Origin of the sequence: Embleya sp. NPDC059237, from assembly GCF_042754105.1 — a bacterium.
Lineage (GTDB): Bacteria > Actinomycetota > Actinomycetes > Streptomycetales > Streptomycetaceae > Embleya.
In genome coordinates this window covers 95,666-111,316 of the sequence record NZ_JBHZAE010000017.1, presented here as the reverse complement: position 1 = coordinate 111,316, position 15,651 = coordinate 95,666, and the positions used below count along the sequence as shown (strand labels likewise).

Sequence of the window (15,651 nt, the reverse complement as noted above, 5' to 3'; positions counted from 1 at the left end):
TCGGAGCGGGCCGCGCGGCGGCTCCGAGCGGCCCGGGTCACGGGCCGCCCACCCCGATCGTGGGCCCGCTACGGCGCGGCCCCGCTACAGCTCCGATCCGCGCGTCGGGCCGCCGCGGAAGGGCCAGGTCTCGGTGCGATCCGCGTCCGCGTCCGGGCGGGACTCGTCGCGGTGCGGGATGCCGAACGGGCTGTAGCCGCCGGTGTACTCCTCGACCCACTCGTCGGAGTCGGCCCGTCCGTGATCGGCCGGCAGCGCATTGCCGCCGACCAGGGCCTCGATCATCTTCGTCGCCCGGGTCTGCAACGGGATCGCGCCGCAGTTCGCCGCGGTGATCCGGGCCCGCTCCAACTCGCCGATCGCGTCCGGCTTGTGACCGTCCTTGCGCAGCCGGTCGCCGTACGCGAGCAGCGCCTTGGCGTATTCGTACTCGGCGCCGACGCCCTCCAGGGCGACCGCCGCGTCCCACAGCGCCTGCTGCGCGTTGACGTTGTCCTCGACCTCCCCGGCCACCCGCTTGGCCTGGCCGGCGGCCACCGGGGCGTAGAAGGTGTCGGCGCGGGCGACCGCCTGCTTCGCCACCTTCTTGGCCAGTTCCTGGTCCTGCTGCGGGCCCTCGGCGTTCAACGCCTCCGCGAGCAGCAGGCCCCACGGGCACCATGCCGGGTTGTCCATGCCCTGGGCACGCAGCCGCTCGCCGAGTTCGGTCAGCGGCCGGATCACCTCGTGGTGCCTGCCCTGGGCGATCCGCAACTCGGCGAGCACGATCGCGGGCACCGGCAACACGCGGGCCGACTGATCGACCTTGGCGGGATCGTCGAAACCGATGCGATGGCAGGTGTGTTCGGCCATTTCGAGATCGCCTTGGGCGATCAGGGTCTGGATCAGCACACCCGCCGCGTACCACTTCGACGGGGTGTTCTCGCCGAGGTCCATCGCCATCTCCAGGCCGGTCTCGGCCTCCCGGCGCGCTTCCTTGAGCCGGCCCATCCGGTAGTGCAGCATCGCCCGGAACGCGTGGCCGTAGGAAAGGTGCGAGCGCTGACGGCCGTTGGCCCGCAGTTCGGCCATGCCGCGCTCCAGGAGTTCGCGGGCCTCCTTGAACAGGTCGCAGTAGATGAACGTCAGGGTGAGCACCATCGGGATCTCGAAGCCCCAACCGTCCTCGACCCAACTGAAGCCGTTGCGCTCCTTGTTCGGCAGCTCGGGACCCAGCGCCGCCCGGGCGAACTTGGTGGTGGTCTGGAGCCGGCGCCCACTGAGCACGCCGTACCAGGCGACCAGCGCGAACAGCGAGTAGTTCGTGCGCGTGGTGGCGCTCTCGGTGTTCAGCCGCACGGTCAACCGCTGGAGGTCGTGCGCCCGCGACGCGAAACTGGAGTCGTGCTCCCAGAACGCGGCCCACATGAACAGGTCGGCGTAGAGCCGCTGTCGGGTCTGGCCGACCGGGGTCTTCTTGATCTCCCGGTCCAGGAGTTCGATGCTCTTGTCGAGCTGACCGCAAAAGGCCAGCGAACGGCCCAGCTCACAGATGATGTTGGTGCGCAGATCCCCGGGCGGGCAGCCTTCGAGGGCCTGCTGCAGCGGCTCCAGACTCGCCGGCGGATCGTTCACGAAGTGCGCGCGGCCGATGTTGTAGTGGATCAGCGGGCGCATCTCCCTGGGCGCGACCTCGGCGAGGGCGTGTTCGAGATACGTCACACCGGCCTTCGGGACACCGGACGCGAGACATTCCCGGGCCGCGTCCACCGCGATGCCCGCCGCCCACTCGTCGGAGACGGCGAACATGTTCAGCACGTGGGTGGCGGCGGTCTGCGCGGAGAAGCCGTCCTCGCGCAACATCCGGGCCGCCTGGGCATGCATCACACAGCGGTCGTTCGCCTCGAAGCAGTGGTCGTACACCGCGCGCAGCACCAGCGAGTGGGTGAAGCCCCAGGGCAGATCCTCGTCGTCGACGGCGGTCAGGATCTCCCGCCTGCGCAGGTCCGCGGCCGCGGCGCGGGTGGCGTCGCCGCTCAGTCCGGCCAACCGCGCGACACGCCCGACGGTCAGATGCGGAGTCAGGATCGCCGCGGCCAGCGCCACCTTGCGGGAATCGGGCGCGAGGCGGCCGAACCGCTCGTCGAACTGACCCTTGTGGTAGGCGTAGACGGCGTGCTGCCGCATTGCTCGGCCGTGCTGCGCGAGCGCATCGGAGGTCGGTGGGATCCGCTTCTCCTCGACGAAGCGCAGCAGTTCGCGCAGGGTCTGGGGCAGGCCCTCGGAGCAGCGGTGGCAGTGCTCGACGAACTCGGGGTCGACCCGGCGGCCGGCGAAGCGGTGCCGGATCAGCGGGGTGACACCTTCGAGGGTGAGCGGTTCGAGCTTGCCGAGCCCGGCGACCGCGATCCGCTCCAGCGCGTCCAGCGATTCGCACAGCTGCTCGTCGACCTCGTCGTGCCGATACGAAACGATGATCAGGATCGGCAACTCGGTGATCTGCGCGGCGAAATTGGCCAGCCAGGCGAGCGAGGAGGGATCCGCCCAGTGCGCGTCGTCCACCACCATGAGCAGCGGCCCGCGATCCGACGCCAGGTAGCCGCGCATGACCGCGTCGAGGCCGTTGAGGACGTTCTCCGGGTCCGGTGGTTCCGCCGGTTGGCGCGGGATGATGCCGAAGATCGGCGCGATGATCCCGTACCACTCGCCGAGTCGTTCCCTCGCGGTGTGCTCGGCGATCCCGTTCAGATCCTGGAACAGCCGCTTCACCAGGCCGTAGACACGAACCCGCTCCAGCGGATAGCCGGTCACCGCGAGCATGTCGAAGCCCTCGGCCCGTGCGGTGAGCTTCGCCCACTCCAGCACGGCCGACTTGCCCACGCCGGCCACACCCTTGACGATCGCCACGCGGCCCGTGCCGGTTTCCCGCACCGCGGCCAGTTGTTCGCGGAGTTCGTGTTGCAGGAGGTCGCGCTCGACCAGGGGCATGGGCTCCGCCGGGGAGGTGGAGTCGGGTGTGTGCTCGCGCCCCGTGCCTTCCGGGCGCGCTGCCGTGCGTCCTGCCGTCATCGCGCAACCTCTCTGCCGTGCGTCCCCACCCCGAGCCCGCGCGGATCGATTACGCGCCGTGGCGGATCACTTGCGCTACCCATCCTGCGCCAATCACGCAAGCCATGTCTTTGACTTGGCCGAGAAGTCCTGTCGACGTCCTCTCTTCGAGTGGCCCGATTTCGGAACGGGAACGGATGTGCGGTCGATTCGGCAACCGGGCGCTTGGTGCGCGAGCATGCAGCCGGGGCTCGTGTTCGACCGCCGGCGGGCCCGCAGAACTCGACGAGGCATGTTCGACCAGAAAGGCCGTGACACCCGTGTTGGGACCGCAGATCGGTGTACCCGTCTCTCCTGCCGCGTCGGTGCGAATCCCGCCCGAATCGGGCGAGTTGCGCTATCAGCGGTGCGGTGCGTGCGATACGGCGAACTTCGCCCCCACCGAGATGTGCCGGGGCTGCTCGTCGCGCGCGCTCCAGTGGGCCACCAGCGCCGGGCGCGGGAGCGTGTACAGCTGGACCGTGGTGCGCCGGCCCGAGGCGCGCCCGTTCGGCGGCGCGTACGCGGTGGCGATCGTGGATCTGGACGAGGGCTATCGCATGCTCACCAATCTGGTCGAGGTCGAACCGGCGGAGATCCATTCGGGGATGCGGGTGCGGGTGGACCTGCGACCGACGGGGGAGGAACGGGTGTTGCCGTTCTTCACGCCCGACCGGGGCTGAGGATTCCCGCCGAGCGATCCGGGCGGAAGTCGCCGGCCGGGATGTCCGGTCGGCCGCTCGCGCCGTCGCACAGCAGATCGGCCGTCAGCATGCCGACCGCCGGTACCACGCCGAGTCCGTGCTCGTCGCAGCCGGCCGCGACGAACAGCCCGTCGGGTCCGGTCGATCCGATCATCGGCAGGTGATCGGGCCCGGCCTCGCGCCGGATGTCGAACACGGCCTCCGGGACGGGGTCGGGCAGGCCCGGCAGCCGCGCCGCCAGGTGGGCGAGGGCGTGCGCGGCCGGGTCGGCGCCGGCCGCGCCCGGATCGGGGGTGCCGACGAGCAGCCGGTCCGGACCGTCCGAGCGCAGCCAGTGGCCGGACGGGTCGACCAGGACCGGTCGTTCGCCGAGCGCCCGGCCGACCCGGACCCGGACCGCCACCTCACGGACGGCGCGCAGCGGCAGGTTCACCCCGAGCGGTGCGAGCAGCGCGGGCGCGTCGACCCCGGCGGCCACCACGACCGTGCCGCACGCCACTTCGCGGCCGTCGCCCAGGCGCACCCCGGTGATCCGGTCCCGGCGCGCCGACAGGCCCACCGCCGGCGCGCGGGGCAGGAACGCGGCGCCGGCGCGGCGGGCCGCGCGGGCGAAGGCGCGGGCGGTGCGTCGGGTGTCGGCGTATCCGGCGTCGGGGTCGTGGGTGAAGCCCGTGCACGCGTCGACGATCAGTTCGGGCCAGTGAGTACCGACCTCCTCGGGCGACATCCGCCGCACGCCGATGCCGAGGACGCCGGGCATCCCGACACCCGCGTCGGGCGCGTCCGGATCCGCGGCGGCCACCGCGACCAGCCGGCCGCACCGACGGAATCCGACATCCTCGCCGAGTTCCTCCGAGGCGTTCTCGAACAGCCGGATGCCCGCCGCGGCCATCGCCGCGAGCGCGGGCGCGGTCGTGGGGCGGTACACGGCGCCGCCGCCCGGCCCGGGGCCGCCGAAGGCCCCGAAGGCCCCGAAGACGCCGAGCGCCGCCGCGTCGTCGCTCCCGGCCGGGCACACCAGCACATCGCGCATCCCGCGTTGGGTGAACGCGTACCCGATCGCCATGGCCACGGGGCCGGACCCGACGATCACCACGTCGGCCACCGGCGAGTCCGGCGTCATCGGATCGCCCCCGGGCGCGGCGGTCGGCCGGGGCGCGGGGGCGCCGTCGTACGGTCCTGTGTCTTCATCTCGCGCCGTCACCTGGGTCGGGGCCCGGTCCCGGGAGTGGAACCGATCTCCCCGGAGTGAACAGCCCGACCGTTTCCGGCTTTCGACACGAGCGTAACGACGATGTTACGCACAGTGTCCGGCGTGGGCCGATCGATCCCGCGCGGGTCCGGGGCGGGCGTTATTACCCGCGTTGCCGGGCGCAGGCGCGCCGGCAACGTTCGACGGCGAGCGTCACTCGAACGGTCGCGGACCCCGCGTGTCGGAGCAGATCCAGGCGCGCGGTGCCGCCGCAGGGGGCAGTGGTGGGTGTCATGCCCCGATCGTATACCCCATAGGGGTACATGGCGGTTAGGATTCGATTCCGGTGGGGTCGCGCATCATCGCGGTCGCCTCGGGTAGACCGCCGAAGTAGACCGCCGAAACAGGACCCGTTCGAACGCAGCAGGAAGACAGGAGACGCGATGACCACCACCGCGATCGCCGCTCTGGCGACGTTGTTCGTCGGCCTCGCCGGCTGCCTGTGGCTGCTCACCCGGGCGCGCCGCGCCGAGCGCATGACGGCCGCGGTGCTGATGTGCATGTTCGCGTCGCTCGCGCTGGTGTTCTACTCGATCGGTCAGGGCGGGATGGGCGCGCTGGACGCCGCGCTGCTGCTCGGTGTGGCCGCCCCGGCGGGCACGCTGACGGTCGCGGCCCGCGGTCGCGGCCTCGGCCGCACGGCCGCGGGTCGCGACCATCGTGCCCGGTGATCCGCCTCCCGCGACCGATCAGGTCCGGCCGCCGCCACCGCGACGCAGGAGGAAGGACACACACAGCCAGACCAGCGTGGTGGTGCAGCCCATGATGATCAGCGCGAACGCGATCACCACCAGGTAGGCGCCGGACGTGGTGATCAGCGCCGCGAACACCGCCGCGAACAGCACGACGAGCAACAGCACGTGCCACGTGCCGGAGAGCGTCGGTCGGCGCATCCTTCGGCGGGCGCGCCCCGAGGCCGGCATCGAGCCCGCGCCCGGGACGACCCGGCCGCGCGCACCGCCGCGCCGACGGTTGCGGGAAGGACGCATCGTGCGCAGCGCGAGGTCCAACTCCTCGTCCTTGCGCAGCTCGTACTCGATCTCTTCCAGCATCCGCCGCTCGTTCGGCGTCAGACGCACTTCCTCCATCATGTCGTTCGCCCCCTACCGCAGTTCCGCCCGCATCCCACGAGTACGGCCGAACGGTCGTCGCGACACGGCAGGGACAGCCGACGGCGCGGACCGTACTCAGAGGGTCCCCCGCAGGTGGCGATGTGACACCTGGCAGAACGAGAGATGACAGGTGGTGACATTTCCTCGGATCGCTCGGTGGGCCCGGGGGCGGGGCGTCGGGGGAGCCGGCGCGGGCCCGTCGGCGTGCGTGCCTCCGCGCGCGCGAGGGCGCCGGGTAGGGTCACCCGTTATGGCCAACGGAACCACTGACGAAAGGTCGGGCGAGGCGCCCGACAAGCCCGCCGAGCTGCTGGACCTGCGGGACAGCATCGACAACATCGACGCGGCCCTGATCCACCTGCTGGCCGAGCGGTTCAAGTGCACCCAGCGGGTCGGCGTGCTCAAGGCCGAGCATCGGCTGCCGCCGGCCGACCCGGCGCGCGAGGCGGTACAGATCCGCCGGCTGCGCGCGCTGGCCGAGAGCGCCAAGCTCGACCCGGACTTCGCGGAGAAGTTCCTCAACTTCCTGGTGGCCGAGGTGATTCACCACCACAAAGCGATCGCGGGCGCGTGATCGCGTGATCGATCGCCGTCCGGCTCGTTGAATCGATCACGGACGTCCGCGGTCCCCGCGTCGGTGCGGTCCGGCGTTCCCCCCTGCGCGGCTTGCTACTTACGGGGGAAGATCGCGCGCTCCCCGTCACCGGCATCACCCTTCGCGCGTTGGACGTCGTGGAACCCCGGTTCCACCGTCTATCGATCGATGGGAATAACTACCAGTGAACAAGCTCACCAAGGGTGCGGTCGTCACCGCCGCCATTCTCGGCGGTTCGGTTTCGGTCGGGGGCCAGGCGTTCGCGTCCGCCCAGGCGGACGGCGCCGCCGTCGACTCGCCCGGCGTGCTCTCCGGCAACAACATCCAGGTGCCGGTGCACGTGCCGGTCAACGTCTGTGGCAACACCGTGAACATCATCGCGGCGATCAACCCGACGTTCGGCAACACCTGCGTGAACGGTGACGGCGTGGAGCTGCCGAAGCCGGGTCACCCGGCCCCGCCGCCGCACCACGTCCCGCCGACCGACGACTGTCCGCCGCCGGTCCCGCCGGTCGACGACTGCCCGCCGGAGCTGCCCCCGCCGCCGCACGTCCCGCCGACGGACGACTGCCAGGACCCGACCGGTCCGGCCGCCCTGGCGAGCGGTGCCACCGGCTCGATGATGGGCTGAGCACCCACGTCACGGCCGCGGCCCCGGCATACCTCCCAGGTGTGCCGGGGCCGCGGCCGGTTTCCGGGCCGGTGCGGGCGGGTCAGCCCACCGGGGTGCGCTCCGCCGGGCCGGGCTCGCGCAGCCGGCGCGGCGCGGGCTTGTCCTTGGGGGGCTTCCCGAACGCCTCGCAGACGCCGTACGCGCTGATCACCAGGCAGATCAGGGTGAATCCGCCCAGCACCCCGAAGAAGCCGCGCAGCGCCTCGGTGCGGTCGGCGTCGCCGGTGATCAGGATCAGCACGCCGAGCAGCGCCCCGGCGATCGCCATCGCAGCCACCGCGCGGGCGAACTCGACGACCTCGTAGCGGATCCGCTCCGGGCCCCGCCGCGGCGGTCGCCAGGGCAGTGGGCCGCCCAGGAAGTGGTAGGCCACCCGCTGGTCCACCCAGCGGATCGCCCGGTGCCCGAAGACCGCGGTCGTCCCGATGTACAGCGCGGCGATCCCGTGCCGTGACCCGGCGGTGGCGCCGCCGCGCAGGTCCACCACGGCGACCACGAGCAGGATCACCTCCAACAGCGGCGTGGCGTACAGGAACACGTTGCTCAGCCGCCGGCGGTGCAGCACGTAGCGGCTGAGCAGGCCCAGGGCGATCAGCACCCAGAAGCCCACCTCGCAGGCCACGATCATGGCGACGACCACGACGATCTCTCCCTCGGGCGGTTGCGGGCCCGTCCGACCCCGGGCCCCGGGCGGGCGACGGCGGTCTCGAACAGACCCCACCAGCCTCTCCCGCCCGCGCCCGCGGCGGATCGTCGACAGGGCGGATCCCGCCGTACAGACAACGATGTAGGCGGCGCACGACACGTTGGGGTGGGCCCGGCCCGGGATCGGCGGATCCGCGCCGCGCGTGCCGGATAGTGTGCTGGGCAAGGCCGAACAGCAGGGAGAGCACATGGCGCAGGAGCAGCCGGACGGTCGGGTCATGGTCGAACTGGTGGACCCGCAGGGGAACACCATCGGCCTCGCGGAGAAACTGGAGGCACACCAGCCGCCGGGTCTGCTGCACCGGGCGTTCTCGGTTTTCCTCCTCGACGAGCAGGGCCGGGTATTGATGCAGCGCCGGGCACTGACGAAGTATCACTCGCCGGGACGCTGGTCCAACACGTGTTGCAGCCACCCGTTCCCGGGCGAGGAGCCCCGGGAGGCGGTGCTGCGCCGGCTGACCGAGGAGCTGGGCGCCAAGCCCACCGTCCTCGAACCCGCCGGTCTGGTGACCTACGACGTCACCGACGAGGTCTCGGGCCTGGTCGAGAAGGAGTTCAACCACCTCTTCGTCGGCCTGGTCGGCGGCGAACTCGGGCTCAACGCCGAGGAGGTCGACGACGTCGCGTACGTACCGCTCGACGAACTCGACGCGTGGCTGGCCGAGCACGATCACACGGCGTGGCTGAGCGCGGTGCTCGAACCGGTGCGCGCACCGCTGGCGGCGCTGGCCGCACGCTGAGCGGACACCCGAGTGGAGAGGGCGGGTCCGAAATGCCGGGCCCGCCCTTTCGCTCGCGCTCCGTCTCTCAAGCCTGGGGCGGTTTGGTGCCCTGGTCCGGCCAGCTCGGCGCGGGCGCCGGGACGAGCGTGGCGCGATCCGGCTTGGGCGCGGCGCCGCCGAAGACGTACTCGGTGCGCAGGTGCCGCGTCGCGCCGGTGGCCACACCCTTGTCCACCACCGTCGTGCTCACCTCGGAGTACGCGGGCAGGTGCGTGGCCGGGTCCAGCCAGAACACCGCGCGCACCGGCGAGCCGCTCTGCTGACCGAAGTTCTCGATCTGGTACGGCCCCTTGGTGAAGTCGGGGATCGTGGCCCGGAACGCCCGGAGCAACAGATCGGTGTTGGCCGCCGCGCCGCCGTTCTGCTGCGGCTTGAGGTCCACCGTCAGGCGCAGCCAGGACTTGCCGCCCTGCTGCGCCGGTTCCACCGCCGAGGGGGTCAACCAGCCCGGGGTGGCCTCGAGTTGGGCGGCGAAGGTCTTCGCCTGCTCGGCGGTCAGCCCGGTCGGCAGGATGCCGTCGCCGACGTACTTGCCCTCATGGGCCATGTCCACGACACACGTGCGTTTGGTGTCGCTCCACTGCTTGAGCGCGTTGTTGTAGCTCCACTCCCGGCCCGCCTCGCACTGGGAGCGCTTGATCGGCGCGTCGGCGGCGACCTGGTAGGCGCGGTCGGTGAACGCGGATTTGCCGCCCGCGTCGTACCAGGACCACAACTCCTCCTTGACCGTCGCCTCCTTGGCGGTGTCGCCGGCCGCGGTTCGCACCCCGTGGTACTCGACCACCTGCTGCGTGGTGGTCGCGGCGACGAGTGCGGCCCAGACCGCCCTGGGGTCCTTGTCGCCCGCCCCGCCGGGCGCCGGGGCGCCGCCCGACGGCCCCCCGATGGTGCCCGGCTTGTCCCCGCTCTCGGCGTCCTTGCCGCCGTCGGAGTCCGACGAGCACCCCGTCAGTACGACGGCGGCGCTCAGGCCCGCCGCCGCCCACGCGCTCCACCGTCGTCCCACGCCCCCGTGTCGCATCCACCACTCCTCGCCTCGGTCCGGCCGAACGCTGCGTCAGCACGCATACCGTACGCGTGAGCGAGCCGGGCGGAGCGGGGGCGGCCCCGCCCGGCGGGGGTGCTCAGGCCAGGGACAGTGCGGCCAGCGCCGCGTTGACGATCGAACCGGGCAGCAGGTCGTGCAGTTCGTACAGGTCCTCGATCCGGCCGGTCTGGCCGAACTGGTCCACGCCCAGCGGTACACACGGCACGCCGAGCGCCGAGCCGAGCCAGGCCAGGGTGTGCGAGGAGGAGTCGTGCACGGTGACCACCGGCGCGCGGTACGGGAACGCGGTACGCAACGCGCCGGGCGCGGACGGCGTGGTTGCGGTGCGCACCCCTTGGCGCAGCGTGCGCTGCCAGGCGGCGTAGAGCCGATCCGCCGAGGTGATGTCCACGACGTGCGCGGCGATGCCCTCGTCGCGCAGCTCGTGGGCGGCGGTCAGCACCTCGGGCAACACCGCGCCGGACGCGGCCAGGTACACACTCGGCGCGCCGGGCAGGTCGGGCGCCTCCAGGAGCCGGTAGCCGCCCGCGAGCACCTGCCGGCGCAACACCGCGTCGCCGAGCCGGGTCCGGGCGGCCTCGAACGGCGCCTGGTCGATCGGGCGCGTGGTGAGCCTGAAGTAGTAGGCGCCGTTGTCCGGTTCGACCCCGTGGTCCGGGCCGCCCGCGATCCGCCCCACCGCGTCGCACAGCAGCCAGTCGAGGGCCGAGCCGTAGGCGGGCTCGATCAGCGTGGTGCCGGGCAGCTCCAGACCGATCGAGGCGGTGATGGTGGACTGGTGCGCGCCGCCCTCGGGGGCCAGGGTGACCCCGGAGGGGGTGCCGGCCACGATGAAACGAGAGCCGGAGTAGACGGCGTGGATGAACGCGTCCAGGCCGCGGCACACGAACGGGTCGTAGACCGTACCGATCGGGATCAGCGGCTGGCCGGACAGGTCGCCCGCCAGGCCGAGCTGTTCGAGCAGCAGGAACAGGTTCATCTCGGAGATGCCCAGTTCGATGTGCTGCCCGCCGGGGCCCTCGACCCACTTCAGCGCGCCCTCGCCCGACCAGGCCCGGCGTTCTGTGGGGGAGAACACGCCGGTGCGGTTGATGAAGCCGGCCAGGTTGGTCGAGGTGGCCACGTCGGGGGCGGTGGTGACCAGGTACGGCGCGAGCGCCGGGTCGCGGGAGAGGTCGACCAGGACCCGGCCGAAGGTCTCCTGGGTGGACACCGGCTTGCTCATGCGCTGATTCGTCGAGGCGGCGACCGGCACGCCCAGCGGGCCCGGCCTGGGCGCGCGGGCCAGGTGCTCGCGGCGCTGCCCGGCCAGGATGCCCTCGGGCGTGGCGGCGTCGAAGCGGTCCCACTCGGTGCGCTCGCTCAGGCCGAACTCCGCGCGCAGCGCCGCGACCTGATCGGTGGTCAGCAGCGCGGAGTGGTTGCGCGGGTTGCCCGCGAGCGGCAGGCCCCAGCCCTTGACCGTATAGGCGAAGACCACGCTGGGCCGGTCGGTGACCGCGTCGCAGCGCCGGTAGGCGTCGAGCAGGGCGGCGATGTCGTGCCCGCCGAGGTCGGTGACCAGGGTGTGCAGCTCGGCGTCGGGCACGTCGGCGACGGTGGCCGCGACGTCGGCCGGCGCGCCGTCCAGGAAGTGCGCGCGCACGTCCGTGTCGGCGAGGCCGAACAGCGCCTGGTACTGCTCGTTGGGCATCGCGTCGAGCCAGGCCCGCAGCGCCGCGCCGCCGGGCCGGTCGAACGCGGCCTGGAGCCGGCGACCGTACTTGACCTCCACCACATGCCAGCCGGCCGCCTCGAACTGGCCGCGCCACTGGTCGATCCGGACCCCGGGGACCACCCGGTCGAGCGACTGCCGGTTGAAGTCGACCAGCCACATCACGTTGCCCAGGCCCTGGGTGGCCGGGTCGGCGATGGCCTCCCAGATGTTGCCCTCGTCCAACTCGGCGTCGCCCAGCAGCGCGACGAAGCGCGAGGCGGGACGCGCGCCGAAGTGCGCGTCGACGTAGCGGCGGGCGGCCGCGCCGAACAGCGGCGCCGCCGCGCCCAGGCCCACCGAGCCGGTGGAGAAGTCCACCCATTCGCGGTCCGGGTCCTTGGTCCGGGAGGGGTACGACTGGAGGCCGCCCTTGGCGCGCAGCGTGGTCAGGTAGGACCGGTCCAGGTTGCCCAGGAGGTACTGGATCGCGTGGAAGACCGGCGAGGCGTGCGGCTTGACGCTGATCCGGTCGGGGCCGTCGAGGTGGGCGAACCACAGCGCGGTCATCGCCGAGACCAGCGACGCGGAGGACGCCTGGTGGCCGCCGACCTTGATGCCGTCGGCGTTCGGCCGGTCGTGGTTGGCCGAGTCGACGATGCGCGTCGCGAGCCACAGGACGCGGCGCTGGACGGCTTCGAGGACGGACAGGTCGATGCCGAGAGCGGACGCGGCGTGGTCCGTGTCGCTGCGGTGCATGGTCACCTCAAGATCGGTCGGGGTGGCCGAAGCATACGGCGATCGTCTCACCATGCGATACGCGCGCCGGGGGGCGGCGGGCGGGCGCGGCCGGTCCCCGGCCGCCCGGGGACCGGGGTCGGGGCGGCCGGCGTGGGCCTCTGGGTGGTCGGCCTAGGCGAACCGCTCCCGGAGTGCGGCCAGGCCCGCTCCGTACGTGCCCTCGGCGAAGACCGCGTCCACCGTCTCCACCACGTCCGGCTCGCCCTCGTAGGTCGCCGACCAGACCACCTCGCTGCCGTCCGCGTGCGGGTGCACGGCCAGCGTGCCGACGTAGTCCGTCACCGCCAGCGGCACCTGGATCAACCGGTAGCTCATCCGGTGCGCGGCGTCGTCGTGGCTGAGCAGTTCCTCGCGCGAGAGCACCTCGCCGTCGATTGCGAACGCCCGTATCGCGCCCGGGGTGTTGGCGTCGCCGCCGCCCTCGATCGTGCTCGGCGGCACCACCGGGTGCCAATCACCCAGGGCGCCGAAGTCGCCGATCACCGCCCAGACCCGGTCGGGTGTGGCGGCGATCACAGCGGAACGCGAAAACTCGTGCATGAACGAACTCCTGTCGGTTCGGAATTACGCGCGTGGAGGTGCGACGATGCAATTCGGCGCGCTTTCGGACGGGGTTTCGACCACGATTCGATCCGGGTCCGTGGCGGGTCCGCAATACCACCGGGTGGTTGGTGTCGGCCGAATAAATCACCCGACCGATGTGGCCTGTCTCCTGGACGCGGAAACCACTTGGCGCCTAGAACCGTTGCAGGGCCGAACGGGTCACCGAACGGACGAGGCCGGAAAGGGGCGGCGGGGACGTGTTGTACGGACTTGTGCTGACGGCTTTCGCGGCGGCCATCCTGGTGACCGCCCCGCGCGTATTGCGCCGGGCCGAACGCAGCGGCTTCAGCCCCCGACACGTGCAGCGTGCCTGGCGGGCCGCCGCGGGCGGGGTGCTCGCCTCGTTCGCGCTCGCCGTCCCCGTCTACACCCCCGACCTGTGGCAGGCGCCGATGCGCGCGGCCGGATTCGACCCGCGAATCGGCATGCCGCACGTGCCGCTGCCCGCGCAGATCACCGTCGCGATCCTCGCGCTGCTTCTCGTGGCGTTCGGCTGGCACCGGGGCGCGGGCGCGATGCGCGACTATCGGCGCGCGCTGCGGGTGCAGCTGGACCGGCTGGAGAACTCGGCGCCGCTGCTCGACGAGGAGGACGGCGGCCGGCCGCGCCTGGTGATCGTCGAGGACGAGGCGCCGCGCCTGGTGCTGCTGCCGTCCCGGCCGCCGCGCGTGGAGGCCACCACCCGGGCGTTGGACCTGCTGCGCCCGGAGGAGTTGAACGCGGTCCTGACCCACATGGCCGGGCACCTGCGCCGGCGCGACGCACAATGGATGGTCTGCGCCGACACGTTGGCCGACGCGTATCCGGGGGTGCGCTTCTTCGCCGACTGGGCCGATCACGCGGCCGAACTGTCGGAGAAGGCCGCCGACGCCGACGTGCGCGGATCCATCGCGCGGGCCAATCTGCGCCGGGCCATCGTCAAGCTGTCCGGGCCGGGCCAGGCGGGCGGGCCGTTCTGCCCGTGCTTCGCCTGGCCGCAGCAGCGCCAGGAGGAGCTGATCGTGCACCAGACGCACGCCGCGGCACACCCCGAGGTGGCCGTCGCGGGGGTCCGGGTGGGCGCTCCGGTCGCGTCGGCGGGGTTGCGGGTGCTCACGGCGGCGGCGCTGCTCGTACCGTCGGTGATCGTGTTGTCGCCGCACTTCCTGTACATCTGAGGCCGCCGGGGCGGGCGGGTCGGGGTCGAGGGCGCTGCGCGTAATCTGCCGCCCATGATCGACGGCGAAGTGTGGTTGCGTTCCGAAGGCGCCGAGGCGCGGATTCTGCCGGACGCCGGGTGCCGGCTCGGCTCGCTGCGGGCGCACGGGCTCGAACTGCTCCGGACGCGGGGGGAGCGGCCCGAGGAGTGGGGCAGCTATCCGATGGTGCCGTGGGTGGGTCGGATGGGCGGGGCCCGGTTCGAATTCGCCGGTGCGGTCCACGAGTTTCCCGCCGACGCGCCTCCGCACGCGTTGCACGGGCTCGGCTATCGGGCGGCGTGGAAGCAGATCGCGGGGGACACCGGGTCGGCGGCCTTCGAGCTCGCGCTGACCGATCCGTGGCCGTTCGCGGGACGGGTCGAGCAGACCTTCACGATCCGGCCCGACGGGCTGACCACGGTGCTGCGGATCGAGTCCGCCGCGGAGGCGTTTCCGGCCCAGGCCGGCTGGCATCCGTGGTTTCGGCGGCGGTTGGCCGTCGGGGAGCCGCTGGAGTTGTCCTTCGAGCCCGCCTGGCAGGAGGAGCGCGGCCCGGATTACCTGCCCACCGGCCGGCGGATACCGGTCGTCCCGGGGCCCCGGGACGACTGCTACGGAACCCCCGGCGGCCTGGACGCGACACTGCTCTGGCCGGGCGCGCTGCGGTTGCGGATGACGTCGGACTGCGATTACACGGTGGTGTACGACATGCCGGTGGACCACGTGTGCGTGGAGCCGCAGACCGGCCCGCCGAACGGGCTGACCGCGCCCACCACCCACCTGGTCCGCCCCGGGGAGCCGCTGATCGCCACGACGACCTGGACATGGGCCTCCGTGGGGGCGTGAGGGGGCGCCGGCGGGCGTTCCGCGTCAACGGGGCGTCAACATGGGCTCATCGACGATCAAGGGCGCGGTAGGGGTGGGGTTGCCCGGTATGCGGTGGTCGTAGCGTCGAATTCAGGGCTCGCGCATGGTGGCGGGGCCGGACTTCGGAGGCTGTCGTGTCGGACGTGTTGATCACCGATGAGGAACCTGCTGCAGCGACCACCGCTCGGCGCGTGCTGATCGTGCCGGTGCGGGCCGATGCCGGGGCGCGGGTGGTGCGGTTGTGCCGCGATCCCCTGGGAGCCCGGGTCCTGGTGGCGTTCACCTCGGTGGCGCGGCTGCGGGCGGTGTTGGGCGTCGAGCAGGAGTGGATCCGCCTCGGCGCCGGCGCGGCCCGCTCGCTCGCGGCCGAGATCGGCGTCGAGCGCATGCTGGTCGACCCGCGCCTGTCGGCGCCACCGGTGCGCCGGGCGTGGGGCGAGGCGGGGCAGCAGGGCGAAGGGGCCGAACCGAGTACGGCCGCCGCGCGAGGCGCCGGGGTCGCCTGCGGATCCCATCACTTGTCGGCCGACCCCGACCCGGGCACGGGCACGGTTTCCCTCTTCGCCTGAATC

16 protein-coding genes are annotated in these 15,651 nt (G+C 72.4%); 8 read left to right on the top strand and 8 right to left on the bottom strand.

Going from position 1 to position 15,651, the window contains the following annotated elements:
- Positions 1-84: 84 nt before the first annotated feature.
- Positions 85-3,048 (bottom strand): ATP-binding protein, encoded by a 2,964-nt coding sequence (locus ACFXKZ_RS39135; RefSeq protein WP_380008313.1) that lies wholly within the window; start codon positions 3,046-3,048, stop codon positions 85-87.
- A 290-nt stretch (positions 3,049-3,338) separates the two neighbouring features.
- Here ACFXKZ_RS39135 and ACFXKZ_RS39130 point away from each other — a divergent pair, with 290 nt between their 5' ends.
- Entirely contained in the window at positions 3,339-3,749 is a 411-nt protein-coding gene (locus tag ACFXKZ_RS39130) for a Zn-ribbon domain-containing OB-fold protein (protein WP_380008310.1), read from the top strand.
- Here ACFXKZ_RS39130 and ACFXKZ_RS39125 read toward each other — a convergent pair.
- Both ACFXKZ_RS39125 and ACFXKZ_RS39120 read right to left on the bottom strand, forming a co-directional pair.
- On the bottom strand, positions 3,730-4,893 hold the full coding sequence (locus tag ACFXKZ_RS39125) for an NAD(P)/FAD-dependent oxidoreductase (RefSeq protein ID WP_380008307.1): 1,164 nt from the start codon (positions 4,891-4,893) through the stop codon (positions 3,730-3,732). The two genes, ACFXKZ_RS39130 and ACFXKZ_RS39125, sit on opposite strands and share 20 nt — an antisense overlap.
- A gap of 232 nt (positions 4,894-5,125) precedes the next feature.
- Positions 5,126-5,257 (bottom strand): hypothetical protein, encoded by a 132-nt coding sequence (locus ACFXKZ_RS39120; RefSeq protein ID WP_380008304.1) that lies wholly within the window; start codon positions 5,255-5,257, stop codon positions 5,126-5,128.
- 148 nt (positions 5,258-5,405) lie between these two features.
- On the opposite strand from ACFXKZ_RS39120, the gene ACFXKZ_RS39115 reads away from it, so the two are divergent.
- A complete protein-coding gene (locus tag ACFXKZ_RS39115; RefSeq protein WP_380008302.1) occupies positions 5,406-5,693 on the top strand; it encodes a hypothetical protein in 288 nt (95 codons plus the stop codon).
- 18 nt (positions 5,694-5,711) lie between these two features.
- Here ACFXKZ_RS39115 and ACFXKZ_RS39110 read toward each other — a convergent pair whose 3' ends face one another.
- The gene (locus ACFXKZ_RS39110) at positions 5,712-6,113 is read right to left on the bottom strand and encodes a hypothetical protein (protein WP_126642107.1); all 402 of its coding nucleotides are present in this window, start codon (positions 6,111-6,113) and stop codon (positions 5,712-5,714) included.
- 271 nt (positions 6,114-6,384) lie between these two features.
- Here ACFXKZ_RS39110 and ACFXKZ_RS39105 point away from each other — a divergent pair, with 271 nt between their 5' ends.
- Both ACFXKZ_RS39105 and ACFXKZ_RS39100 read left to right on the top strand, forming a co-directional pair.
- The gene (locus tag ACFXKZ_RS39105; protein WP_126642106.1) at positions 6,385-6,708 is read left to right on the top strand and encodes a chorismate mutase; all 324 of its coding nucleotides are present in this window, start codon (positions 6,385-6,387) and stop codon (positions 6,706-6,708) included.
- 205 nt (positions 6,709-6,913) lie between these two features.
- Positions 6,914-7,360, top strand: a complete 447-nt coding sequence (locus tag ACFXKZ_RS39100) for a chaplin (protein ID WP_380008299.1) — start codon at positions 6,914-6,916, stop codon at positions 7,358-7,360.
- Positions 7,361-7,442: 82 nt separating this feature from the next.
- Here ACFXKZ_RS39100 and ACFXKZ_RS39095 read toward each other — a convergent pair whose 3' ends face one another.
- Positions 7,443-8,042 carry a hypothetical protein gene (locus tag ACFXKZ_RS39095; RefSeq protein ID WP_380008296.1) on the bottom strand — a complete coding sequence of 200 codons (600 nt, stop codon included), beginning with the start codon at positions 8,040-8,042 and terminating at the stop codon, positions 7,443-7,445.
- A gap of 253 nt (positions 8,043-8,295) precedes the next feature.
- Here ACFXKZ_RS39095 and idi point away from each other — a divergent pair, with 253 nt between their 5' ends.
- Positions 8,296-8,847 (top strand): isopentenyl-diphosphate Delta-isomerase, encoded by a 552-nt coding sequence (idi, locus tag ACFXKZ_RS39090; RefSeq protein ID WP_380008622.1) that lies wholly within the window; start codon positions 8,296-8,298, stop codon positions 8,845-8,847.
- A gap of 67 nt (positions 8,848-8,914) precedes the next feature.
- Here idi and ACFXKZ_RS39085 read toward each other — a convergent pair whose 3' ends face one another.
- From ACFXKZ_RS39085 to ACFXKZ_RS39075, 3 genes are all read right to left on the bottom strand, one after another.
- Positions 8,915-9,910, bottom strand: a complete 996-nt coding sequence (locus tag ACFXKZ_RS39085) for a hypothetical protein (RefSeq protein WP_380008293.1) — start codon at positions 9,908-9,910, stop codon at positions 8,915-8,917.
- A gap of 103 nt (positions 9,911-10,013) precedes the next feature.
- Complete coding sequence (locus ACFXKZ_RS39080) at positions 10,014-12,389, bottom strand: pyruvate dehydrogenase (protein ID WP_380008289.1); 2,376 nt, start codon at positions 12,387-12,389, stop codon at positions 10,014-10,016.
- Positions 12,390-12,542: 153 nt separating this feature from the next.
- A complete protein-coding gene (locus tag ACFXKZ_RS39075) occupies positions 12,543-12,971 on the bottom strand; it encodes an SRPBCC family protein (protein WP_380008286.1) in 429 nt (142 codons plus the stop codon).
- 260 nt (positions 12,972-13,231) lie between these two features.
- Between ACFXKZ_RS39075 and ACFXKZ_RS39070 the strand changes: the two genes are divergently transcribed.
- The 3 genes from ACFXKZ_RS39070 (at position 13,232) to ACFXKZ_RS39060 (ending at position 15,648) form a co-directional block, all read left to right on the top strand.
- Positions 13,232-14,191 carry a hypothetical protein gene (locus ACFXKZ_RS39070; protein WP_380008283.1) on the top strand — a complete coding sequence of 320 codons (960 nt, stop codon included), beginning with the start codon at positions 13,232-13,234 and terminating at the stop codon, positions 14,189-14,191.
- 54 nt (positions 14,192-14,245) lie between these two features.
- A complete protein-coding gene (locus tag ACFXKZ_RS39065; protein ID WP_380008280.1) occupies positions 14,246-15,058 on the top strand; it encodes an aldose 1-epimerase in 813 nt (270 codons plus the stop codon).
- Between the two features lie 155 nt (positions 15,059-15,213).
- Complete coding sequence (locus ACFXKZ_RS39060; RefSeq protein WP_380008277.1) at positions 15,214-15,648, top strand: SAV_915 family protein; 435 nt, start codon at positions 15,214-15,216, stop codon at positions 15,646-15,648.
- The last annotated feature ends 3 nt before the right edge of the window (positions 15,649-15,651 follow it).